General features: G+C 65.2%; 21 protein-coding genes. 10 read left to right on the top strand and 11 right to left on the bottom strand.

The genetic code is table 11. The annotated features are described in order from the left end of the window. Positions 1-303: 303 nt before the first annotated feature. From ABIG06_RS03940 to ABIG06_RS03930, 3 genes are all read right to left on the bottom strand, one after another. Positions 304-1,872, bottom strand: a complete 1,569-nt coding sequence (locus tag ABIG06_RS03940; protein ID WP_370134402.1) for a DUF4403 family protein — start codon at positions 1,870-1,872, stop codon at positions 304-306. Between the two features lie 140 nt (positions 1,873-2,012). Further along, positions 2,013-2,651, bottom strand: coding sequence for a PQQ-binding-like beta-propeller repeat protein (locus ABIG06_RS03935; protein WP_370134399.1), 639 nt, complete (start codon positions 2,649-2,651; stop codon positions 2,013-2,015). A 29-nt stretch (positions 2,652-2,680) separates the two neighbouring features. Beyond that, complete coding sequence (locus ABIG06_RS03930) at positions 2,681-3,901, bottom strand: helix-turn-helix domain-containing protein (protein ID WP_370134396.1); 1,221 nt, start codon at positions 3,899-3,901, stop codon at positions 2,681-2,683. A gap of 150 nt (positions 3,902-4,051) precedes the next feature. Between ABIG06_RS03930 and ABIG06_RS03925 the strand changes: the two genes are divergently transcribed. After that, on the top strand, positions 4,052-4,846 hold the full coding sequence (locus ABIG06_RS03925) for a DUF899 domain-containing protein (RefSeq protein ID WP_370140780.1): 795 nt from the start codon (positions 4,052-4,054) through the stop codon (positions 4,844-4,846). Continuing rightward, positions 4,839-5,123, top strand: coding sequence for a hypothetical protein (locus ABIG06_RS03920; protein ID WP_370134394.1), 285 nt, complete (start codon positions 4,839-4,841; stop codon positions 5,121-5,123). The genes ABIG06_RS03925 and ABIG06_RS03920 overlap by 8 nt, the downstream gene beginning before the upstream one ends. A 117-nt stretch (positions 5,124-5,240) precedes the next feature. Here the strand turns inward: ABIG06_RS03920 and ABIG06_RS03915 are convergent, their stop codons facing one another. After that, positions 5,241-5,720, bottom strand: coding sequence for an Lrp/AsnC family transcriptional regulator (locus tag ABIG06_RS03915; protein ID WP_370134391.1), 480 nt, complete (start codon positions 5,718-5,720; stop codon positions 5,241-5,243). Positions 5,721-5,852: 132 nt separating this feature from the next. Between ABIG06_RS03915 and ABIG06_RS03910 the strand changes: the two genes are divergently transcribed. Continuing rightward, on the top strand, positions 5,853-6,248 hold the full coding sequence (locus ABIG06_RS03910; protein ID WP_370134388.1) for a nuclear transport factor 2 family protein: 396 nt from the start codon (positions 5,853-5,855) through the stop codon (positions 6,246-6,248). A gap of 14 nt (positions 6,249-6,262) precedes the next feature. On the opposite strand, the gene ABIG06_RS03905 is transcribed toward ABIG06_RS03910, so the two are convergent. Continuing rightward, a complete protein-coding gene (locus ABIG06_RS03905; RefSeq protein ID WP_370134385.1) occupies positions 6,263-6,694 on the bottom strand; it encodes a c-type cytochrome in 432 nt (143 codons plus the stop codon). A 97-nt stretch (positions 6,695-6,791) separates the two neighbouring features. Then, positions 6,792-7,508 carry a L,D-transpeptidase gene (locus tag ABIG06_RS03900; RefSeq protein WP_370134383.1) on the bottom strand — a complete coding sequence of 239 codons (717 nt, stop codon included), beginning with the start codon at positions 7,506-7,508 and terminating at the stop codon, positions 6,792-6,794. Between the two features lie 273 nt (positions 7,509-7,781). Here ABIG06_RS03900 and ABIG06_RS03895 point away from each other — a divergent pair, with 273 nt between their 5' ends. From ABIG06_RS03895 to ABIG06_RS03885, 3 genes are all read left to right on the top strand, one after another. Further along, positions 7,782-8,834: a glycosyltransferase family 4 protein gene (locus ABIG06_RS03895; protein ID WP_370134380.1), complete on the top strand. Its 1,053-nt coding sequence runs from the start codon at positions 7,782-7,784 to the stop codon at positions 8,832-8,834. 33 nt (positions 8,835-8,867) lie between these two features. Then, positions 8,868-9,557, top strand: a complete 690-nt coding sequence (locus tag ABIG06_RS03890; RefSeq protein WP_370134377.1) for a class I SAM-dependent methyltransferase — start codon at positions 8,868-8,870, stop codon at positions 9,555-9,557. Between the two features lie 123 nt (positions 9,558-9,680). Then, positions 9,681-10,340, top strand: a complete 660-nt coding sequence (locus ABIG06_RS03885) for a hypothetical protein (protein WP_370134375.1) — start codon at positions 9,681-9,683, stop codon at positions 10,338-10,340. Positions 10,341-10,576: 236 nt separating this feature from the next. Here the strand turns inward: ABIG06_RS03885 and ABIG06_RS03880 are convergent, their stop codons facing one another. Then, positions 10,577-12,241 (bottom strand): aminotransferase class III-fold pyridoxal phosphate-dependent enzyme, encoded by a 1,665-nt coding sequence (locus tag ABIG06_RS03880; RefSeq protein WP_370134372.1) that lies wholly within the window; start codon positions 12,239-12,241, stop codon positions 10,577-10,579. Positions 12,242-12,276: 35 nt separating this feature from the next. Between ABIG06_RS03880 and asd the strand changes: the two genes are divergently transcribed. Together asd and ABIG06_RS03870 are read left to right on the top strand one after the other, a co-directional pair. Beyond that, positions 12,277-13,140, top strand: a complete 864-nt coding sequence (gene asd / locus ABIG06_RS03875; protein ID WP_370134369.1) for an archaetidylserine decarboxylase — start codon at positions 12,277-12,279, stop codon at positions 13,138-13,140. Between the two features lie 66 nt (positions 13,141-13,206). After that, positions 13,207-13,770: an NUDIX hydrolase gene (locus ABIG06_RS03870; protein ID WP_370134367.1), complete on the top strand. Its 564-nt coding sequence runs from the start codon at positions 13,207-13,209 to the stop codon at positions 13,768-13,770. 68 nt (positions 13,771-13,838) lie between these two features. Here ABIG06_RS03870 and ABIG06_RS03865 read toward each other — a convergent pair whose 3' ends face one another. Then, the gene (locus ABIG06_RS03865; protein WP_199751465.1) at positions 13,839-15,230 is read right to left on the bottom strand and encodes a FecR domain-containing protein; all 1,392 of its coding nucleotides are present in this window, start codon (positions 15,228-15,230) and stop codon (positions 13,839-13,841) included. 321 nt (positions 15,231-15,551) lie between these two features. Continuing rightward, positions 15,552-16,331, bottom strand: coding sequence for a DUF2147 domain-containing protein (locus tag ABIG06_RS03860; RefSeq protein WP_370134364.1), 780 nt, complete (start codon positions 16,329-16,331; stop codon positions 15,552-15,554). Positions 16,332-16,834: 503 nt separating this feature from the next. On the opposite strand from ABIG06_RS03860, the gene ABIG06_RS03855 reads away from it, so the two are divergent. Beyond that, a complete protein-coding gene (locus tag ABIG06_RS03855; RefSeq protein ID WP_124160036.1) occupies positions 16,835-17,827 on the top strand; it encodes a hypothetical protein in 993 nt (330 codons plus the stop codon). 327 nt (positions 17,828-18,154) lie between these two features. After that, the gene (locus ABIG06_RS03850; protein ID WP_370134361.1) at positions 18,155-19,360 is read left to right on the top strand and encodes an extensin family protein; all 1,206 of its coding nucleotides are present in this window, start codon (positions 18,155-18,157) and stop codon (positions 19,358-19,360) included. A 28-nt stretch (positions 19,361-19,388) separates the two neighbouring features. Here ABIG06_RS03850 and ABIG06_RS03845 read toward each other — a convergent pair whose 3' ends face one another. Beyond that, the gene (locus ABIG06_RS03845) at positions 19,389-19,721 is read right to left on the bottom strand and encodes a DUF6665 family protein (protein WP_370134358.1); all 333 of its coding nucleotides are present in this window, start codon (positions 19,719-19,721) and stop codon (positions 19,389-19,391) included. A 43-nt stretch (positions 19,722-19,764) separates the two neighbouring features. Next, the gene (locus tag ABIG06_RS03840; protein WP_370134356.1) at positions 19,765-20,400 is read right to left on the bottom strand and encodes a TetR/AcrR family transcriptional regulator; all 636 of its coding nucleotides are present in this window, start codon (positions 20,398-20,400) and stop codon (positions 19,765-19,767) included. Between the last annotated feature and the right edge of the window lie 116 nt (positions 20,401-20,516).

Genomic DNA, 20,516 nt, shown 5'->3' with positions numbered 1-20,516 from the left:
ATGCCAGCGGCGCAAGCAACGAAGAGGCGTGCGGGCCCGGTGAGTGGCAGGACTATCGCATTTCAGAGCTCTTCCCTGCGGCCATCCTTCGAGACGACCGCCTTGGGCGGGCTTCTCAGGATGAGGACGGAGTGCGTGGCTGCGGTTTCAAAGGGCACTGACGCCGAATAGCCTCATCCTGAGCCGTCAGCGCCGAAAGCGGACGCTGCACATGGAGAGGAGGCGCGTAAGCGCCGTCTCGAAGGACGAGGCGTGCGCGCAGATCGCGCAACAAGTCGAATGCGATGGCCCTGTGGAGGCGCGCTACATCCCCGGCAGCTTCGTCACTGACACATTCAGCGAGCCGCCGGCTTCCGCGACGACGCGGAGGGTCTTGGAATCGAAGGCGATGTCGGCGAGAGTCAGGCTGTCGATCTTGGCGTCGACCTTGAGGCCGTCCTCGCTCTTCTGGTAGTCGGCGATCGCTGCGGCGATCTTCTCGCGCGCGTTGGCGGCGATCGGCTTCAGGTCGAGCGTCGCCCTCTGGAGCAGTGCCTGCTGCATCTGCGGCACCACCGCGCGCGCGGCCGCGCCGAGCAGGCCGAAGGCGGCCTCGGATTCCACCGCGAGCTCGATGTCCGTCAGCCGCAGCGTCTGCCGCGCCTGGTCGAGCACCGGCCGGCCCCAGATGTGCACGGTTGCCTCCGCGCCGAGGCCGAACCAGCTCTTCTTCTCCTTGGCGCTTACCAGAAGCGAGATCAGCAGCCGCTCACCTGACGGCGTCACGTTGGCGCTCTTGACGGTGACGTCGACCGGGCCGGAGCCGTCCTCTGGATAGGTACGGCCGACCATCTGCGCTGCGATCAGCTTGTTGATCTCGGTGAAAGGAACGTCGATCGGCACGCCGATGCTCACACCGGTGCCGGTCGGCGGCACGATCGAAATCTTGTCGGGGAACGGACACTCCGGCTTGGTCGGCGCCGAGGTCACGCGCGTCTCGGCTTCGAGGCCGAGCAGCAGCGTCACGGCCTGCGCATCGACGCGCGGCTGCGCCGCGATCGCGCGCACCGGCTTCATCTCGAGCCAGAGCGGCGGCAGAGCGGCCGAGGAACCCGAACCTTGCAGCGGGATCGAGCGGCAGGCCTTGATCCATTGCGCTTTCGCATTCTCGCGCAGCGATGGATCGTTGCGGATGCGCTCGGAGACGGCGTTGATCTGCTCGCCGACATTCTTGTCGATCAGCGGCTTCACCTGCGCCGGCACGTTGACCTTGGCGCCGGCGACGTTGAGGTTGGTGTCGCCGAGATTGACCTGGGCGCCGAGATTGGGCTCCAGATACCAATTGGCCGCGAGCTTCGGCCGCGAGGTGACGACCACGTTGCCCTTGATCTCAGCGCTGGCATTCAGGTTCTTGATGTTGACCGCGCCGATCCGTTTCGCCGCATCGCCGCCGAGCACGCTGCCCAGTGCGTCGCCGAGCGCGCCGGTGGCTTTCGACGACAGCGAGCCCGTCACGTTCAGCCTGCCGGTGAGCGGCGTCGAGATCGTCAGCACGTCCTTGTCGCCGCTCGCTGCCATCGGGCCGCGCGCGGCGGTCCAGCCGATATCGGCGTTCTCCAGGATCTGCGAGATCGGGTTATCGGCCTTGCCGGCGAAATTGCGCGGCGCGGCCTTCTCGGCCTGCTCGCGGATCGCAGATAGCGCGATCGCGACCGGCGCGACCACGATCGAGCTCTTCGAGGCCGGCGGCAGCGGCGGCAGTTGCGCGACCGGTGGCGCCGAATTCGTCGCGCGCGGCGACAGCAAGTCCATCGCCTTCAGGCTGATGAAGAACGACGCCGCGAGCACTGCGACGCCGATCAGGATGGTCTTCACATTCAACGTCAGTCGCATCAATCCCCCAAGCAGCCCCGGTGGGGATTTTACAGGGCGGGCGAGGGGGGCGCTAGAGCGCACCGGTGGGGTGGAATTGGGGCGAACAGGTTAACGGCTGCGAACGCGCCGTTACCAGGCGTTCAAGCATTGCGACGAGGCTAGCCGCGCCGAGGACGGCGAACCGCTCTCACATTGCCGCGATCTCCGCCGCCGCAGAAGAAGCGGTCGCCGCCATCGGACTCCAGCCCGGACACGCCCGTCCCGGCGGGCAGGTCGAGTTGCTCGATCACCCGGCCCGTTTCCGGGTCGATTCGCCGCACATCGCTCTCCTCGCCTTCCCAGGTGCCATGCCAGAGTTCGCCGTCGACCCAGGTCACCCCGGTCACGAAGCGCCTGCTCTCGATGGTGCGGAGGATCTTGCCCGTTTCGGGATCGACCTGATGGATCTTGCGCTCGCGATATTGTCCGACCCAGAGCGAGCCCTCGGCCCAGGCAAGGCCGGAATCGCCGCCGCCGCCGGGTGCCGGAATGGTGCTGAGCACCTCGCCCGAGGCGGCATCAATTTTCTGGATGCGATCCTCGGCGATCTGGAACAGGTGCCGGCCGTCGAACGCCGTTCCCGCATGCGCGGCGACGTCGATGGATCGCGCGATCTTGCCGCTGGCCGGATCGAAAGCGTTCAACTTGTCGCCGGATGCGAACCAGACATGCTTGCCGTCATAGGTGACGCCATGCACGGCTTCAACGCCCGGAAAGGGCCCATACTCGGTGACGATCTCGGCGGCTGAACGTTTCATGTGCTCGATCCCTGATGCTTGCGCGCATCCTACGTCTTCAGGAGCGGCGTAGGGAGTAACAAGCCTGTCGGGAAACCGGGAACAGGGGGTGTCATCCAGCGGCGCGCCCGTCCGTGTCCGAAGCACTGCACCTTATGCGACCGCGCCAGCTCATCGAGCGCCCGCTGCACGGTACGCGGACTGATCCCAAGCGCAAGTGCGAGCGCCGAACTCGACCATGGCTCGCCGTCGGCGAGAAAGGCGAGGACGGCGGCGTGCTTCTCCTCCAGGGGCCGCGCCAGCACGAGAACGTCGCGCGTCTTCCGCGGCGCCAGCACAAATCCCTGCTTCGTCGCGCTGATGTCGGCCAGAGGCTTGAGCTTGGTGCGGAGCCGTCCGATCTCGACACGCAATCGCGCGCGGTGCGACTCATCGGCGTGTCTTGCCTGGAAGGCGCCCGATATCAAAGTCTCTCGCGAAACATCGGCGGGCCATGCCTGCGCCAGCAGGCGAGCGAGCGCGAACAGGACGGGCCGCGTTCCGAGCGACACGACGACGCCTTGCCTGCGCACGACATGATGGAAGGTGTCCACGACGAGCGCCGTCGAGGTTGCCAGTCTCTCGACCTCTCCGAGCAACAACGGGTGTTCACTGCCGCGCGCGATCAGGCGCGCTGCCGGCGTGGCGAGTATGAGGTTCGCGCTGTCGACCTCGGCCACGAGCGCCGGGATTTTGGCCAGCCGCGCTGCGTGAGCCGCGCGGCCGAGTGCCGCGCGCGCCTCTTTCGTTCTGAGGCGCCTGATCGCGATGCCGGCGAGCACGAGCTCGCGGACGACTTGAGATGCGGGCGGGAGCGGCGTGGGACGGACCTCCGCCAGTGTGCGCTCGGCCTCATCGAGGCGCCCGACCAGAAGCAAACGCCGCGCCTCGATATGGCCTGCATGGGCGGCATTGGCGAGATCGCCATGGTTTTCGAGCGTCGCGCGTGCCGCCACGAGGGCGTTCACCGGCCAGCTCAGATCGCGCGAGACCAGCGCGATCTCGGCTTCGGCCACCACGCATCTTGCGCGTGCCACCGCCTCGCGTGGACCGAAGACGCGTGCGGCGCTTCGCAGCAGCGTCTTGGCTTTGGCGAGATCGCCGAGCTGCGCCATCGCGATGCCACGCAGCGCGAGCGACGGCGCATCGTTGCGCAACGCAACGCGGTTCAAGGCACCGAGCGGATCGCCGGCCTCGAGCGCGCGCGCCGCGGCGGTGATCAGCGACTCCATGTCAATCCCGCCACACTTGTTACTCCCACCGCGCAGCTGTCCGGTGCCAGAAATCGTTGACGGCCGACAATGTGCGGCGAGGGGCGATCGGTTCCGCGGCTGTCAGAACGGGGCGCGGAACGGCCGCCGGAGCAAGAGGTTTGGAGAGCCATCATGACATCAGGTGAAGACGCAGTGACTAACGGACAGGCCGCCATGCAAACACCGCCGGTGGTGTCGCCGCAGGACTGGGAGGCAGCCCGTCAGCAACTGCTCGTGAAGGAAAAGGCGCATACCCGTGCCCGCGATGCCCTGGCCGCCGAGCGGCGTCGCATGCCGTGGATGGCGGTGGACAAAACCTATGCGTTCGAGGGGCCCGGCGGCAAGCTCAGCCTGCGCGACTTGTTCCAGGGACGGCGGCAGCTGATCGTCTACCGGGCATTCTTCGAACCCGGCGTGTTCGGCTGGCCCGACCATGCCTGCCGCGGTTGCTCCATGGTGGCCGACCAGGTCGCCCATGTCGCGCATCTGAACGCCCGCGACACCACGCTCGTCTTCGCCTCGCGCGCGCCGCAGGCGGACATCGTCATTCTGAAGAAACGGATGGGCTGGACCATGCCGTGGGTCACCATCACCGACAGCTTCGATGCCGATTTCGGCGTCGGCGAATGGCACGGAACGAACGTGTTCTACCGCGACGGGGCGCGCATCTTCCGCACCTATTTCGTCAAGAGCCGGGGCGACGAGCAGATGGGCGGTACCTGGAACTATCTCGACATCACGCCGCTCGGCCGCCAGGAGGTGTGGGAGGATTCGCCGAAGGGCTATCCGCAGACGCCGACCTACAAATGGTGGAACTGGCACGACAGCTACACGGAAGGCGCCGAGCCAGACAAGCGATGGGTCGAGATCTCGGATGCCGGTGAAAAGGCGTTCCGCAAAGAGGCTGCGGAAGGACGTGACTAGTCCCGTCAGCGCAACTGTCGGCGCCGGCCGCGACGGCGTTGTGGCGGCGCGCCATCTCGCCAGGTGGCTGGCCTTGTGGCTGGCCTTGGCGGCGACGCCGACCTTCGCGATCATGGCCGTGCTGACGGCCATGACCGGGGGTGGGCCGGCAGACCTGCTGTGTGCCGGCGGGCAGGGATCTCTGCTCGGCGGAATGGTGCCGATGTATCTCTTGATGAGCGCGTTTCACTCGGCCGCGTGGCTGAGGTTGATCGCGGAGCGTCGGGGCGGCGGTTAAGCGATCGCGGCAGCAGCGAGAACGGTCCCGGCATCATCCGGGTGCCGCGTCGCTCAGATTTCGTCCGGATCGTGCGATAGAGGGCCGCATCGGCCGGCATGAGCAGCCTGATCATGGCTATGAGAGGTGCGCCAGCGGCAAGGGTGCAGCCGCCTTCAGCGTCTGGAGCGCGATGCTGCTGCGAACCTCCCGCACGATCGGCAGGTTGAGCAGCTTGTCGACGAGGAAGCGTTGATAGTCCTCAAGCTCGGGCACGACGATCTCGAGGAGATAGTCGGCTTCCCCGGAGACAAGGTGACAGGCGACGACCTCAGGCATGGCCACCACGGTCCTCTCGAAGTTCAGAGCCTGATCGTTGGCGTGGCCGTTGATCTTGACGCCGAGGAAGGCCGAGAAGCCGAGCCCGAGGCGGCTGCGCCGCAGGGAGGCGCGGTAACCGTCGATATAGCCGTCCCGCTCCAGCCGCTTCACCCGCCGCAGGCAGGGTGACGGCGACAATCCGACCTTCTCCGCCAGCTCGATGTTGCTCAATCGTGCATTGCTCTGGAGTTCGGTGACGATGCGCCGGTCGATCGCATCCAGCTCGCATTTTGGCATGAACCGCATCCCGTTGGATCAAGAAGGGCACGATGTTGCGCCCGAGCCGTCGAGACTAGCCCAGTTCGCAAGGACATGCCTCGGCTTTCCATGGGATGGAGTGTTCCGATCCTGCCGCTGATGGAGTGAACCATGACCGAAAGCCCGACTCTCGCGCCCCTGCTGGAGGCTGTCGAGCGTTACTTTACGCTGATGTACGACAACGACGTTTCGCAGTTCGACCGAGTCTTTGCGCCGACGGCGCAGCTCCACGGCGTTCGCGACGCCGAATTGCGGATATTGCCGGTTCGCGACTACAGGACGCTGCTGGCATCGACCCCGTCGCCCAAATCCAAGGACGCCCCGCGCCTTCGGGAGATATTGCTGATCGACATGGCCTCGCCGGCGCAAGCGCTGGTGAAGGTTCGCGTTCGTATCGATGTGCTCCAGTACATCGACTACCTCGCGTACCACCGCATCGATGACTCCTGGCTGATCACGGCGAAATCATTCCAGGTCGAGCGACGGTACGAGCCAATGGATGCGTAGGGCTGCGGGGCGTCTTATTGGCTGCCGGTCGATTGCAGATACGCAAACACCTTGCTCGCTTCCTTCGCCGAGACGCCGCCATAGGGCTGCATCTTGTGGCCGGACACGACCTCGTCCGGCTTGACCATGAAGCGGGTGAGCTTGTCCTGGTCCCAGACGAAGCCCGCTTCCTTCATCGACGAGGAGTAGTTGTAGTTCGGCAGCGCGCCGGCCTTGCGTCCGACGATCTTGTTGAGGTTGGGACCGAGGCGATTGTCGCCCTCCTTCACGGAGTGGCAGGTGCGGCAGGAATTGTTGAAGGCCTGCTGGCCTGTGTCGTCACTCGCGGGTTGCTGCGCGAGCGTGAGGGGTGAGGACAAGAGAAGCGTCAGTGCCCCGGCGCCGATCATCGCGTGCACCCATGCTCTTGACGAGTGTTGCAGGCGTGGTTGCATTTGCGCCTCCATCGGTGATCGCGCCGCAGCAAGCGCGCCGGGATGTCGAGGGCAAACAAAAGCGGCCCCGGCGGGTTCCGGGGCCGCTTGCGTCACAATGTCCGGCCGCTCAGCGTGTCGCAGCGCCGAGCTCGGCCCTGCGTTCGGTCATCGGCAGCACGACCACCTTGGTGCCGACATTGACGCGGGAATAGAGGTCGGTGACGTCCTCGTTGGTCATGCGGATGCAGCCGGAGGAGACGTGCCTGCCGATGGTCTCGGGCGCGTTGGTGCCGTGGATGCGGTAGATGGTGCTGCCAAGATACATGGCGCGGGCGCCAAGCGGGTTGCCGGGGCCGCCGGCCATGTGGCGCGGCAGATAGGGCTGCCGGGCGATCATCTGGGGCGGCGGGGTCCAGTCCGGCCATTCGGCCTTCCGGCTCACCGTCTGGATGCCGGACCAGGTGAAACCGTCGCGCCCGACGCCGATGCCGTAGCGCAGCGCCTGGCCGTTACCGAGCACGTAGTAGAGATAGGTGTTCGGCGTATCGATGATGATGGTGCCCGGCGCCTCGCGCGTTGCATAGGAGACAGTCTGGCGGCGGAAGCGGGCCGGCATCTCGACCGTGTCCTGATCTTCCGAGGGCGCGGCCTGGTAAGGCGTTGCCTGATAGGGTTGATAGGGCTGGATCGGCTGCGGTGCGGCCATCGACGGCAGCGGCTGGAAGAGAGGGAAAAGCTGCGCGGGCGCGGCGTTGGCTGCGCCTGTGAATGCGATTGCGGAGATCGCGGCTGCACTGAACGCAACGGCGCGCGAAAACGTCTTGAACGTATCCAGATTGAACATTGGTCGCCCCTGTTTGCTCGGTGTTTCTGCTCACCGCGGCACCATTTCGGTGCTCCGTTGCCGCAAGTCCTAACGGCGAAACGTTTCGGGACATTTGCGCGGAAAACCGAAAACGGTTTCGTCGCGGAAAGGAATGTTTCATGACGGTTTCGTGGCTCCGCGCGCCCGTTAACGAACAAAACAGCCGGCCGACACTTCTGTGACGTCACACGCCTGAAATATCCTTCGTTGATGGTCGATGCCTGAGAATCATCAAACTCTCGGGATTTCCCCATGCGGGTAATAATCGCGACCGACGCCTGGCATCCGCAGGTCAACGGTGTGGTCCGGACGCTGACTTCGCTGGCGAATGCGGCCAAGGCCCTCGACGTCGAGATCGACTTCCTCACCCCCGACGGCTTTCCGTCCTGGCCGCTGCCGACCTATCCCGGCCTGCGCGTCGCGCTGCCGAGCGCCAAGGAGATCGCGCGGCGGATCGAGAGGGCGGCGCCGGACGCGCTGCACATCGCGACCGAGGGCCCGATCGGCTGGGCGGCGCGGGCCTATTGCCGCCGCAACCGGCTCGCCTTCACCACCTCGTACACGACGCGCTTTCCCGAATATGTCGCGGTGCGGACCGGCATCCCGGCCGCCATCGGTTATGCCGTGCTGCGCCACTTCCACGATGCCGCCGCGATGACGATGGTGGCGACGCCTTCGCTGCGGCAGGAGCTGTCCGAGCGCGGCTTCAAGCGGCTCGGCTCCTGGACGCGCGGCGTCGACACCGAGCTGTTCCATCCCGATTCTCCGGCGAGGCTCGACCTGCCGCGGCCGATCTTCATGACCATGGGGCGCGTCGCGGTGGAGAAGAATCTCGAAGCGTTCCTCTCGCTCGATCTGCCCGGCACCAAGGTCGTGGTCGGCGACGGCCCGCAGAAGGCGGCGCTCGAAAAGAAGTACCCGGACGCGGTCTTCCTCGGCGAGAAGAAGGGTGCGGGTCTGACCGCGCATCTCGCCGCTGCCGATGTCTTCGTGTTTCCGAGCCTGACCGACACCTTTGGCGTGGTGCAACTCGAGGCGCTCGCCTGCGGAACGCCGGTTGCGGCATTTCCGGTGACGGGTCCGAAGGACGTCATTGCCGATCACCCGATCGGCGCGATCGACCACGATCTGCGCACCGCCTGCCTGCGCGCGCTCACCATCTCGCGCAACACCTGCCGCAACTTCGCGCTGGAGCGCTCCTGGGAGAACAGCGCGCGCCAGTTCGTCGGCAATCTCACCTCTCTTCAACCCAGCCGCGTCTTGCGTGCCTCGCCTCGCATGGCGCGGCGGCCGGTGCGCAGCTGATCATCAATTCGAACCACAGCGAGAACCCCATCGATGGCTAAGATCATGAACCTTGACGGCACGCAGCAGCTCGACCTCACCCGTGGCACGGTCGAGCAGGCCTATGACCGCTGGGCGCCCGTCTACGACCTCGTGTTCGGTGGCGTGTTCGCCAAGGGGCGGCAGGCCGCGATCGCGGCCACCAACAAGATCGGCGGCCGTGTGCTCGAAGTCGGTGTCGGCACCGGCATCTCGCTGCCGCTCTATGCGCCGAACCTACGCATCTTCGGCACCGACATCTCGGAAGCGATGCTGGACAAGGCGCGCCGCCGGGTGAAGGAGCAGAAGCTGAAGAACGTCGAGGGCCTCGCGGTGATGGACGCCGAGAAGCTCGAATTCCCGGACAATTCCTTCGACGTCGTGATGGCGCAATATGTCGTCACCGCCGTGCCGAATCCGGAAAAGGCGCTCGACGAATTTGCCCGCGTGCTGCGCCCGGGCGGCGAGCTGATCATCCTCACCCGCGTCAGCGCCGACACCGGCATGCGCCGCTTCATCGAGCAGAAGCTGCAGCCGGTGGTGCGTCCGCTCGGCTTCCGCACCGCCGAGTTCGCCTGGTCGCGTTACGCCAAATGGCTCGCCGGTGCGAGCGGCATCGAGCTTGCCGAGCGCCGTCTGATTCCGCCGCTCGGTCACTTCTCGCTGGTGCGCTTCCGCAAGGTCGGCGTCGCCAAGGCCGCTTGATCAGAAGCTCACGAGTCTCGTGCGTCATCGCGCCGCTGCACATCGTCACATGACAAAATGATGATGTCACACGGCCTACATCGAATCCCTGTAACCCGGACCCGAAAGCAATTGGGGAAGAGCATGATCAAGAATTATCTCGAGCAGCTGCGGATCCAGCGCTGGGACGACCATCGCTACTATCACCACAGCCGCATCAATCAGAGCCTGCACTTCGTCAGCGCGCTGAGCTTCCTCTTCGCCTATGTCTGGCTGTTCATCGATCCCGTGGTGTCGGCGCTGGTCGGCTGGCTGGTCTCGATGACCTCGCGCCAGGCCGGTCACTTCTTCTTCGAGCCGCACGATTACGATCACATCAACCAGGCGACGCACGAGTACAAGGAAGAGATCAAAGTCGGCTACAACCTTCAACGCAAGGTGGTGCTGATGGCGATCTGGGCGCTCTCGCCGCTGGTGCTGTTCGTGGATCCAACGCTGTTCGGTCTGTTCACGCCGTGGGCGAGCGCAACCGACTTCATGCGGCAGGTTGCCAAGATCTGGCTGGTGATCGGCGGCGGCGGCCTTCTGTTCCGCACCGTGCACCTGTTCTTCATTCGCGACGTCGAGACCGGCCTCGTCTGGATGACCAAGATCCTGACCGATCCGTTCCACGACCTGATGCTCTATCGCAAGGCGCCGTTGGCGTTGATGCGCGGAGAGCTCATGGACCCCGGCCTGCACCTCAATCCCGAGCATGCGCTGGGCCTGATCGGCGAGCCCGTGCTCGAAGAGCAGCACGCCTGAACGCGCTGCTCGCACGACGCACTCCGATGTCTGATGGTTACGTCATGCCCGGGCTTGTCCCGGGCATCCACGGCTTGGGGGATGCGATTTCCAGAGCTGCTGCAACAAGCGCCGTCATTCCGGGGCGGCTCGAAGAACCGAACCCGGCATCTCGAGATTCTCAGGTGCGCAATTACGCACCGGAGTTCGATGCTTCGCATCGCCCCGGAATGACAGTGAGGGTGGTAGGAGCGGCCTCAGCGCCCGAAGCGCTTCGCCAGCATTTCTTTCAGGATCTGCCGCTTGATCTGCTTGTTGGTGAGCGCGCCATCGTGCCACCAGAAGCCGTCCGCCTTCATCTTCTGCGCGGCGCGGACGAAGCGTTCGGCGACTTCGGTGAAGTCGGCGTCGGTGTAGTTGAGACTGAAGATCAACCGGCCGGTGCCGACCCAGCTCAGCGCCAGGCCCTCGGCGCGCAGGTAGTATTGCAGCATCCAGTTGTAGCGGGACGGCGTGGTGTATTTCACCGTCCAGATCGAGGAGAAGTTGGCGAACCGCACCGGCAGGTCGGCGCCTTCCATCATCTGGTTGAGCTTTTGGACGCGGCCGTTCCAGGTCTCCTCCAGCCCGTCATAGACGGCGCGGAAGTTGGGGCTGGCGAGCCGGCTCAAAAACTCGTCCATCGCCGTCATGACGTAGGGATGCGAGTTGAAGGTGCCGCGGGCGAAGCAGATGTCGGCGGGACGATCGTCGCGGAAGCGGCGCATCAGCTCGCGCTTGCCGCAGACCACGCCGACCGGCAGGCCGCCGGCGAGGCTCTTGCCGTAGGTCACCATGTCGGCCTTGACGCCGAAATAGTCCTGGGCGCCGCCGGCGGCGAGGCGGAAGCCGACGAAGACCTCGTCGAAGATCAAGACGATGCCGCGTCGGTCGCAGACCTCGCGCAGCTTCTTCAGCCACTCCGTGTAGGTGGCCCGATCGAAATTGCCACCGCGGGAAGAGTCGACCAGCGAGGAATCGCCGGGCGCGTTGGCGTTAGGGTGCAGGCCCTGCAGCGGATTGACCAGCACGCAGGCGATATCCTTGCGCGTGCGCAGCACGTGCAGCGTCTTCTCCGACATCTCGGCGAGGGTGTAGGTCTCGTGCGCGGGAATCGGATTTCCGACGCCGGGCTGTACGTCGCCCCACCAGCCGTGATAGGCACCGGCGAAGCGAACGAGATGGGTGCGCCTGGTGTGATAGCGCGCCAGCCGCACCGCCTGCATCACGGCTTCGGTGCCGGACATGTGGAACGAGACTTCGTCGAGGCCGGAGATCCGGCAGAGCCGCTGCACGTTCTCCAGGATGACGGGATGGTAGGGACCGAGCACGGGGCCGAGCGCATGCGCGCGCTTCTCGGCACCTTCGATGCACTCCTTGTAGAAATCGTTGCCGAAGATGTTGACGCCGTAGGACCCCGTGAGGTCGTAGGACGTGTTGCCGTCGACATCCGTGACGGTGACGCCGCTGGACGATTCCATGAAGGTCGAGGTGCCCAGGTGCTCGCGGACGAGGCGCGAGAACTGGAAGGGCACGCGATAGCTCTCGGTGAAGTTCAGATCGGAGATTTTCTCCGCGGCCTCCTTCGTCATCGCGCGGCCCTTCGGGTAGCGCTCGGCGTAGAGGGCGGCGAGACGGAAGAAGCCGTCCTTACGCTGCGTGGCGATGCTCGCCGGCGCGCCGTCGCACGAGAAATAGTCGGTATCCGCGAACTCGTAGAACGGCAGCAGCCGCGCTACCCGGCGCGACATCTTGGAGTGCCCGGCGAGCGACCGGTGCTTGGCGCGGGAGAGTTCGATGCGCGCCTTGAGCTTCGGGAAGGCGGCGGCGGCGGACGCTGCGGCGGCCACGGACATCGAGAGAATCGGGAGTGTCGTTTCCATGACAACAAGCGCTAACCCTGCGAGCTGACAGATTCATGACAGTCAAAGCCCTCATCGCCTCTTTCACCCAGCAGGAAGACCTCAACTTCCTGTTGACCAACCGCATCCCCCGCGCCGCCCTGACGCGCTTCATGGGGTGGTTCTCCAAGATCGAGAATCCCATCGTGCGGGACTTCTCGATCGCGCTGTGGAAGCTGTTCTCCGACCTCGACCTGTCGGAGGCGCGCAAGACGCAGTTCAAGAGCCTGCATGACTGCTTCACCCGGGAGCTGAAGCCCGGCCTGCGGCCGTTCGATGCGGATCCGGCCGTGGTGGCGAGTCCCTCGGATGGCATCGTCGGCGCCCACGGGAGGATCGCCGACACCGAACTGTTCCAGGTCAAGGGCGCGCCCTATTCGCTGCTCGATCTCCTCGGCGACTCCGCGCTTGTGGATCAGCACCGCAACGGCTCCTTCGTCACGCTGCGGCTGACGTCGAGCATGTATCACCGTTTCCACGCGCCCTATGATGCACATATCGAACGCGTCACGCTGATCCATGGCGATGTCTGGAACGTCAACCCGATCGCGCTCAAGCGCGTCGAACGTCTCTTCTGCAAGAACGAGCGCGCGGTGATCCGCACCCACCTTTCGACCGGCGAAGCGGTGACACTGGTGCCCGTTGCCGCGATCCTGGTCGCGAGCATCCGATTGCACTTCCTCGACATCGTGCTGAACGCGCAGACGACGGGGCCGGTCAATTTCCCCTGTGACGTCAACGTGGCCAAGGGCGAGGAACTCGGCTGGTTCGAGCACGGCTCGACCATCATCATCCTGGCGCCCGGCGATTTCACCTTCTGCAACGGCATCGCCGAAGGCACGCGCATTCGCGCAGGGCAGGCGCTGCTCAGAAGAAAGTAGCCTTCAATCCGCCGTCCCTGCTGCCTATATCGTCCTCGGGGGACGACGATTTCGGATGTGTGAGCGATGGCGCGGGCGCCGGTCTTGGCCGCGGGGGGTATTGTGCTGCTGCGTGGCTCGGCGCCGCTGATCGCGGTCGTGCGCCAGCGCAAGCGCAACGAATGGGTCTTGCCCAAGGGCAAGCTCGACGACGGCGAGACGCCGAAGGAGGCCGCGCACCGCGAGGTGCTGGAGGAGACCGGCCACAACGTCGCGGTGCACGAATTCCTGGGCACGCTGGTCTATCAGTCCGGCGGGCGCTCCAAGGTCGTGCATTTCTGGCGGATGGAGGCTGACGGCGGGCCGGTCCGCAAGCTCATGAACGACATCAAGGCGGTCGACTGGTTGACGCTGGACGATGCGATCGGACGTCTGTCGCGCGAATATGAGCGCGCGTTCCTCAACCAGGTTGGCCCGATCGCGCTTGCGGCGGCGGGACTGACATCATCGCCGCCGCCCGAGCCGGCGCAAGCCGCCGACGACATCGATACCGCCTTGCAGACGCTGACGCCGGCCGAGGCGGCGTCAGTCGACGAGCTGCGCCACGGCTTGTTGCAGAAAGTGAAAGCGTGGCTGCGCGGCGAGGCGTGAGCGCTCCCAATGACGAGGCGAAAGAGCTGATTTCCCTCAACGCCGCGCCTCACGCTGAGGCGACGCTGTCACCGCCGCTCTCTCCTGTCCCTCGGGGCCGGCGCCAGCCTGCGCGCCGCTGCGGGGCGTTGTGCGCCGGGCAGGCGCTGCTGGAAGCCACCGTTCCGCTGCATGCCGCCTGGCTGTTGGGAAGCAGGTGGTCGAGCTGGCTGGCCAGGCTGCAATCCCCTGCGCGGTGCTTGCGGTTGTGTCTGCTGTCCGCCATCGGGCTGCATGCCTTGTCCGATGCCTGGAGCAACGGGCGGCCGACCCGTGCCTTGTTGCCGGCCTTCGCGTTGAGGCACACGTCCCTGCTCGCCTTGTCGCTGCTGCCCCTGACCGGCGCGCGGCGTGCCTGGCTGCACGGCGCCGCCTTGTCCCTGCCGCGGCGGCTGGGCGCCTTGGCGGCCTGGTGTGCCCTTCTGCTGACCCGGGCGGGTATCCTGACCGGGCTGTCCGTTCTGGCGCTGTGGTTGTTGTCCGGGTGTCGTCGGCCGCAATTGCTGCTGCTGCGGCTGGACCGGCCGCGGAATGCGGCTGAGCGCGCCCGGATTGGCGCGGCGGAAGTCGCGCTGCTCGGCGACGATCTGCCGGCCTGTGGTTTGCGCCAGATGCACCTGGCTGACGAAGCCGCGGTCGCGCGCGATCTGCTGCGCGGGAATTGTGATCGGTACCGCGGCAAAGCGCATGACGCCGCGGGCGCCGCGTGCATCGGGCCGGATCGCAAAGCCGCTGGACGCCCGTGTCAGCGCGCCGAGCCGCGTGCCGCTGCTGCGGTCGTCGACGTCGATGTGGCCGACCCGGCCATCGGCGTCGGGATAGAGCTTGATGTTGACGTTGCCGGCCCTGGTCGCCGCCGCGCCTTCCGGCACCTCGATGACGCCGGTGGTGCCGCGGATGCCGAGCGTTGCCGTCGGCGTCGTGATCTTCATGTCGCCGGTCTTCGCCACCGCTGCCGCCACGAAGGCAACCGTGCCCTTGCCGACGTCGAAGATCGCCGAATTCTGCCTGCCGCCGTCCTCGTAGACGTAATTGTCGATGGTGATCCTGGCGCTGGCCGAGAGATTGAACGTGGTGGCGTCGTGGAAGGTGATGCCGAGCGAGGAGTTCGACGAGGTCTGCACCACGTCGTTGAGATAGATGTCGTCGCGCACGCGCAGCGGATAGGAGTTCTTGTCGCGGATCACGGTCGCGATCCCCGTCACTGTCGCGACGTTGCCGATCGGCTCGACGGCGGCGGGCTGTGCGTCTGCAGCGGGTGTCGGTGAGGCCGACGGCGTCGGGGAGGGGCCGGGTATCGGCTGTGCTTGCGGCTGCGCCTGGGCGAGCTCGATGGCCTCGAATGCACAAGCCGCGTTGCTGCCAGCCAACGACAAGACCAGCAGCACAAGCGCGAACGCGAAGCGGCGCCGAACCACCATCAGATCCACGAAACAGTCCCGGTGAAAGAACGCGAGGCGAGAGCTGCGGATTTCAGCCGGGCGCAGCTGAATGGCGGATGAATAGGTGCCGCAGGGGAGAGGCGAACAACAGAGGGCACTCTATCCCCTCATGGTGAGGAGCGCGCTTGCGCCCGTCTCGAACCATGCAGGCCGGAATCTGGGCCTCGCCCTTCGAGACGCCTGCCGCGCGGGCTCCTCAGGGTGAGAAGACAGAGTGAGGCTGTCGCGCGAGATCCCCAGGTGCGCAATTGCGCACCATAGTTCGATGCTTGGCGTCGCCCCGGGATGACACCGTCGGTGTCAGCTCACGCGCTTCCAGGTCTGGCCGCCGCAGAACATGCCGCCGAAGGCGCAGCCCTGCACGCGCATCGCATTCGGCCCCTTCATGGCGATCGTGGAGTCGTAGTTGCGACCGGAGTCGGGATCGTGGATACGGCCGCTCCACTTGGCGCCGTTGGGCTTCATGTTGATCAGGATCTTTTCGTTGGTCTTCTCGGCATAGCCGCAGAGATTGGCGCCGCACTGCTCGACGCGGACATTGCCCTTGTTCTCTTCGGTCGCCCACAGCCCGATCGGCGTGACCGGAGCAGGCGCAGGAGCAGGGGTAGCGGCAACCGGCGCAGGCGCCGGCGTTGTGACGGCCGGTGCGGGTGCCGCGACGGGAGCGGGTGCTGCGACCGGCGCCGGTGCCGCTGCCGGCGCAGCGTTGAAGCCAACTGACGGCGCGGCCGGCGCTGTGACCGTGGGCGCCGCGGGCGCGGTCGGCTGGACCGCTGTCGGCGGTGCCGGCAGCTGAGCGGTCGGCGCCCGCGCCCCCTGCGCCGTCATCGTCGCGCCGGACGTCGTGTCGTCATCATCGTCCTCGGAGCCGAAATCATTGAAATCGAGATTGTTCAGCGTGATCGGCTTCTTGGACAGGCCAGGCGCGACGATCGTGACGCAGTTCAGCGAGCTGCAATTCTTCGGCGCCTGGATCTGGATCTTCTGTCCTTCGATCTGGAAGGTGATCACGTTGCCGGCATGCGCCACGGCGGTGGATGCGAGCAACAGCGCGGTGGCGGCGAAATAGAGCTTCTTCATGAGACCTCCAAAGATGCAGCCTTGAGCGGGTATGGTCTATGTCGGCAAGCCAGCGAGCGTGGTTCGACCCTAGGCCGCAAGCCTCGCTCCCTCTGTGACTGAAGTCACGGCCGTCGGCCCGCGCAGCGCGAAGTGTCGGGCGGCTCGCGGTCGTAACAGCGTCTCGCTGCTTGCTCGGTCTTGCGGAGAAAGCCATCCAGACCGGCAAGCGCTGTGACCCGGAGCAATAGCAACTCGTTATCGGGAGCAGTGAATCGTGCCACGCGTTCTTGGGAATGAATATCGTCCCGGCTTTCTCAATTGGGCAACTGACATCCATCATTCGCGTCAGATGTGTCGATGCTGTCCGCTTCTCGCCCCTTTGCAACCGCCTCGACTTCTGGACTCCCTGTAGCCCTTCGATTAACTTGATCGCTCCGGCTTCTGAATTGATCGCTCTGCCTTCCTGCGCAGCCAGCCGTCACTAACGCGCTCCTCCGTCCACGACGAACAAGGGGTCACGCATGGTGAAAGACGTTCCCGAGTTGGAGTACCGCTCGCCGCGTGAAGTCGAGCGGGAGCCAAAGAGGCCGCTCGAGACGCAGAGCGTCCCGATGATTCGTGAAATCAAGGATCACCCCAGCGCCAAGGCGTTTCCGGCGAACGACAGGCTCCAGGTCGCCGCTCCGGATACGGTCGTGGCCGACAGGGTGTTGCGGTCGGGGACCACCGGGCACAACGGGTTCAGGAATTTTGTGTTTGCATACGCGAGAGGGTTGCCGGCGCGCGTATGCGCCGTGGTGCCGGACGGCACGACCGAGTTCACCCGCGCGCTCATCTTCTTCCATCCGCTGCCCACACAACGGGCCGGATACGACGACGGACAGTACGCGGCCCAGACCGGCGGCTGGCACAGCATCTACCGCTACTGCGAGCAGCAGGGCGCCCAGCTCGCCGCGTCGAACAAGAAGATCGTGCTCATCATGCCGATCTTCAGCCTCGCGTCGACGGAAACGTGCGGCGTGTTTCCGGACAAGTGGAAGGATTTGATCGAGTTGATCCTGAGGCATATCCGCGACCAGCGTTTTCCAGGACGGAAAGGCGAGGATATGGATCTCAAGGAGGTGATCACGGCGAGCTACAGCGCCGGCGTCCAATACATGAGCACGTTCCTGCACAAAGCCAAGGACCTCAAGCCCGTCCTGAAAGAGGTGTGGGACTATGACGGCCGCTTCTCGACGAGCAAGGACAAGAGCGAGGGATTGCGCTCTTTCGCCCCGAAAGTGTTAACCTACGACCAGCGGCCGGTGAAGCTGAACCAGGTCGTGCAGGAATTCCGCCTCAACAAGGGGATCCACATTCCTCTGCAGCGGTGGCAGGACCTCGGCAAGTCGTCGAGCTTCCTCGACGTTCTTGATCCCAACGTCGCAGCGGTCCCGGGCGCATCGCTGTTCGTCCACGGCGCCATGCCACGATACCTGATGTTTCACTCGCTGATGCAGAGCTCGGTTGGCTAACGCTCGGCTCAGGCTGGCATTCACACCGCTTTAGAGCCTCGGCGGCCTGATGGCAGGCTGTGATGCGGCCAGTGAACGCTTCTAGATCATGCCGAGTACGATGGCACCGACGAAGGCCATGGCGAGGTAGGCGGTCACAACGCTCAGTCTCCCAACGAACGTCATAGGATGCTCCTCGTTTGCGGGACGCCTGGTTAACAGAGAGTTGCAACCGGAAAAAGTCAGACCTGCTGCCGCTGGTTCGCCCGTGCGCCGCCCAACGTGGTTAAAGAATCGTGAAATCAACATGTTGAAGAGTCTTTAAGTAAATTCACCGAACGTGCGTGCATGACGCGCGGAGTTCGTTTGTATCTCGTCGGCTCCATCGTCCTTGTTTCGCTAGCGGGTTGCGGACGCGGCTTCTTCCAGGCCGAACGCGAACCGTGGCGGGCCGAGGCGGAAGCAGCATGCCTGAAATCGGGCGCGGTGAAGGAGAGCGCGGACATCGTCCGCATCGACCCGATTTCCGGCCCCGGCCAGTGCGGCGCCGAGTTTCCGCTCAAGGTCGCAGCGATCGGCGAAGCCTCCAGCACCTATGGCTTTGCCGACGAGCCATTGCGTCCGCCGGGGAGCATCGGCAACCAGCCGCGCTGGCCCGTGACACAACCGCGATCGAACTATCCGCAGGGTCAGAACTACCCGGCTTCCTCCTATCCGCCGCGGTCGAACTATTCCGAGAGCGCGACGCGCCAGCCGTCCGGCTATGGGGCCTCCACCGGGCCGATATCGCTGAACGCGCCCGGCGTAGCGCCGCAGGAGGACGAAATCGATCTGCCGCCCGAAGGCACCGATGCCGCCGGGGCTGCGCGCTACATGAATGCGCCGAGCTATCCGGCTCGTCCTGCGCCTTACTCGCAGGCGCCCGCGCAGCAGCCACTGCCGCGCCTTGGTCCGGCGCAGGGCAATCCCGTCACCGCGGTCGGGCCCGTCGCGATCAAGCCGACGGCGACGCTGGCCTGTCCGATCGTGTCCGAGCTCGACCGCTGGCTCGCCGACACGGTGCAGCCCTCGGCGATGCGCTGGTTCGGCGTCCGCGTCGCCGAGATCAAGCAGATCTCCGCCTATTCGTGCCGCGGCATGAACGGCAACTCGCGGGCCCACATCTCCGAGCACGCCTTCGGCAACGCGCTCGACATTTCCGCCTTCGTGCTCGCCGACGGCCGCCGCGTCACCGTGAAGGACGGCTGGCGCGGCATGCCGGAGGAACAGGGTTTCCTGCGCGACGTGCAATCGGGAGCGTGTGCGCATTTCACCACCGTGCTCGCGCCGGGCTCGAACGTCTTTCACTACGATCACATTCACGTCGACCTGATGCGCCGCGCCAGCCGCCGCCTGATCTGCCAGCCTGCCGCCGTGTCCGGCGAGGAGGTCGCCGCGCGCGCGCAGTCGCGCAACCCCTATGCCAACGCGCGCGATCCCTCCGTCACCGGCGCGCTGGGTGCGCGCAAGAGCATGGCGCGCAAGCGCGAGGAAGACGAGTACGTCGACGAGTAGCCTTCTTTTGCAGATCTGCCGGAAATCACTACGAGGCCGGCTTCGACGGAGCCAGCCCCATGCACCGCTGCACCTCGCTCGGGACGTTGTAGGTGCGCATGATATGGCGGCTGTCGCGCAAGCCGGACGCCTCGCGTTGGACGACGAACATCCAAAGCGCGTGACCGGCTTCCATCACCAGCTTGCGCCTGGCCGGTTGCATTGAGGCCGGATCCTCCGGGTGTGCGTGGGCAGCGTCGAATTCGCGCAAGCGCGTGAGGCTCTGTTCGAGCGCGCGGCCCATCCGTCCAAGTGCGGAGGCCTGTTCCTGGACGATCTCGTAGTGGAGGATATCGACCGGGGGGCGAAGATCACGAGACATGGCTGCAATATAGTGCCGCCCGGCCCGTATGCGCAACGCGCTGCTACGTCGTCTTGTACGCGGCCAGGAACATCCGCGTTGCGCTGTCGACTACCTCGGTCATGCGCTGTTCTGATGGCGCGGGCGCGGCCTGGAAGACGAAGGGCAGGAACAGCGAGGCCTTGCACAGCTCCATGAACTGCGAGGCGGCGAGATCGCAATCGCCGATCTCGAGATCGCCCGCGGCGACACGGGCCTTGAGATAGCTGGAGAGGCGGTTGATGGACTTGTCGAGAACGCGTCCATAGTAACGGCGGCCGACATCCGGCATACGTTCGGCGATTGCCATCACGGTGCGGATCGCCGATCCGCCACCGGGCCGGCAGACCAGGTGAAGGTAGGCGAGGCCAAACTCCTTCAGCGTGACCTTGGCATCACGGGTGGGATCGAAATTGAACACGACCTGGCCGTGCTGGAGCGCTTCCTGCTCGAGGATGGCTTCGAACAGCGCGCATTTGTCGGCGAAGTAGACGTAGAGCGTGCCCTTCGAGACCTGCGCGGCGCGTGCGATCTCGCCCATGCTGGCGCCATCGAAACCGAGGTCCATGAACACCTTGCGGGCGCCGTCGAGGATCTGGCGGCGCTTGGAGCTGTCCTCTTCATGGACAACCTGCGGATGTTCCTTGGCAAATGCAACCATTGGTTTAGGGTCTCGGAATGTTTTCGGACCGGTCAGGTCGATGAAACTCGAATAAAGCCTTCGAGGTCGTACGGTCCCGTCTGCGAGGATTGTCTATATTGACCGAACCGTTCGGT

Source organism: Bradyrhizobium sp. USDA 326, from assembly GCF_049739485.1.
In the GTDB taxonomy this organism is placed as follows: Bacteria; Pseudomonadota; Alphaproteobacteria; order Rhizobiales; family Xanthobacteraceae; genus Bradyrhizobium.
This window is presented reverse-complemented; position numbering and strand designations above follow the sequence as displayed.

What these genes read in the sequence shown, in the direction of transcription:
- ABIG06_RS03935 (WP_370134399.1), bottom strand. Translation starts at nt 2,651, where the DNA reads ATGAAACGTTCAGCCGCCGAGATCGTCACCGAGTATGGGCCCTTTCCG.
- ABIG06_RS03930 (WP_370134396.1), bottom strand. Translation starts at nt 3,901, where the DNA reads ATGGAGTCGCTGATCACCGCCGCGGCGCGCGCGCTCGAGGCCGGCGAT.
- ABIG06_RS03840 (WP_370134356.1), bottom strand. Translation starts at nt 20,400, where the DNA reads ATGGTTGCATTTGCCAAGGAACATCCGCAGGTTGTCCATGAAGAGGAC.
- ABIG06_RS03940 (WP_370134402.1), bottom strand. Translation starts at nt 1,872, where the DNA reads ATGCGACTGACGTTGAATGTGAAGACCATCCTGATCGGCGTCGCAGTG.
- ABIG06_RS03890 (WP_370134377.1), top strand. Translation starts at nt 8,868, where the DNA reads ATGGCTAAGATCATGAACCTTGACGGCACGCAGCAGCTCGACCTCACC.
- asd (WP_370134369.1), top strand. Translation starts at nt 12,277, where the DNA reads ATGACAGTCAAAGCCCTCATCGCCTCTTTCACCCAGCAGGAAGACCTC.
- ABIG06_RS03885 (WP_370134375.1), top strand. Translation starts at nt 9,681, where the DNA reads ATGATCAAGAATTATCTCGAGCAGCTGCGGATCCAGCGCTGGGACGAC.
- ABIG06_RS03895 (WP_370134380.1), top strand. Translation starts at nt 7,782, where the DNA reads ATGCGGGTAATAATCGCGACCGACGCCTGGCATCCGCAGGTCAACGGT.
- ABIG06_RS03845 (WP_370134358.1), bottom strand. Translation starts at nt 19,721, where the DNA reads ATGTCTCGTGATCTTCGCCCCCCGGTCGATATCCTCCACTACGAGATC.
- ABIG06_RS03910 (WP_370134388.1), top strand. Translation starts at nt 5,853, where the DNA reads ATGACCGAAAGCCCGACTCTCGCGCCCCTGCTGGAGGCTGTCGAGCGT.
- ABIG06_RS03870 (WP_370134367.1), top strand. Translation starts at nt 13,207, where the DNA reads ATGGCGCGGGCGCCGGTCTTGGCCGCGGGGGGTATTGTGCTGCTGCGT.
- ABIG06_RS03850 (WP_370134361.1), top strand. Translation starts at nt 18,155, where the DNA reads ATGACGCGCGGAGTTCGTTTGTATCTCGTCGGCTCCATCGTCCTTGTT.
- ABIG06_RS03855 (WP_124160036.1), top strand. Translation starts at nt 16,835, where the DNA reads ATGGTGAAAGACGTTCCCGAGTTGGAGTACCGCTCGCCGCGTGAAGTC.
- ABIG06_RS03900 (WP_370134383.1), bottom strand. Translation starts at nt 7,508, where the DNA reads ATGTTCAATCTGGATACGTTCAAGACGTTTTCGCGCGCCGTTGCGTTC.
- ABIG06_RS03915 (WP_370134391.1), bottom strand. Translation starts at nt 5,720, where the DNA reads ATGCCAAAATGCGAGCTGGATGCGATCGACCGGCGCATCGTCACCGAA.
- ABIG06_RS03905 (WP_370134385.1), bottom strand. Translation starts at nt 6,694, where the DNA reads ATGGAGGCGCAAATGCAACCACGCCTGCAACACTCGTCAAGAGCATGG.
- ABIG06_RS03880 (WP_370134372.1), bottom strand. Translation starts at nt 12,241, where the DNA reads ATGGAAACGACACTCCCGATTCTCTCGATGTCCGTGGCCGCCGCAGCG.
- ABIG06_RS03860 (WP_370134364.1), bottom strand. Translation starts at nt 16,331, where the DNA reads ATGAAGAAGCTCTATTTCGCCGCCACCGCGCTGTTGCTCGCATCCACC.
- ABIG06_RS03865 (WP_199751465.1), bottom strand. Translation starts at nt 15,230, where the DNA reads ATGGTGGTTCGGCGCCGCTTCGCGTTCGCGCTTGTGCTGCTGGTCTTG.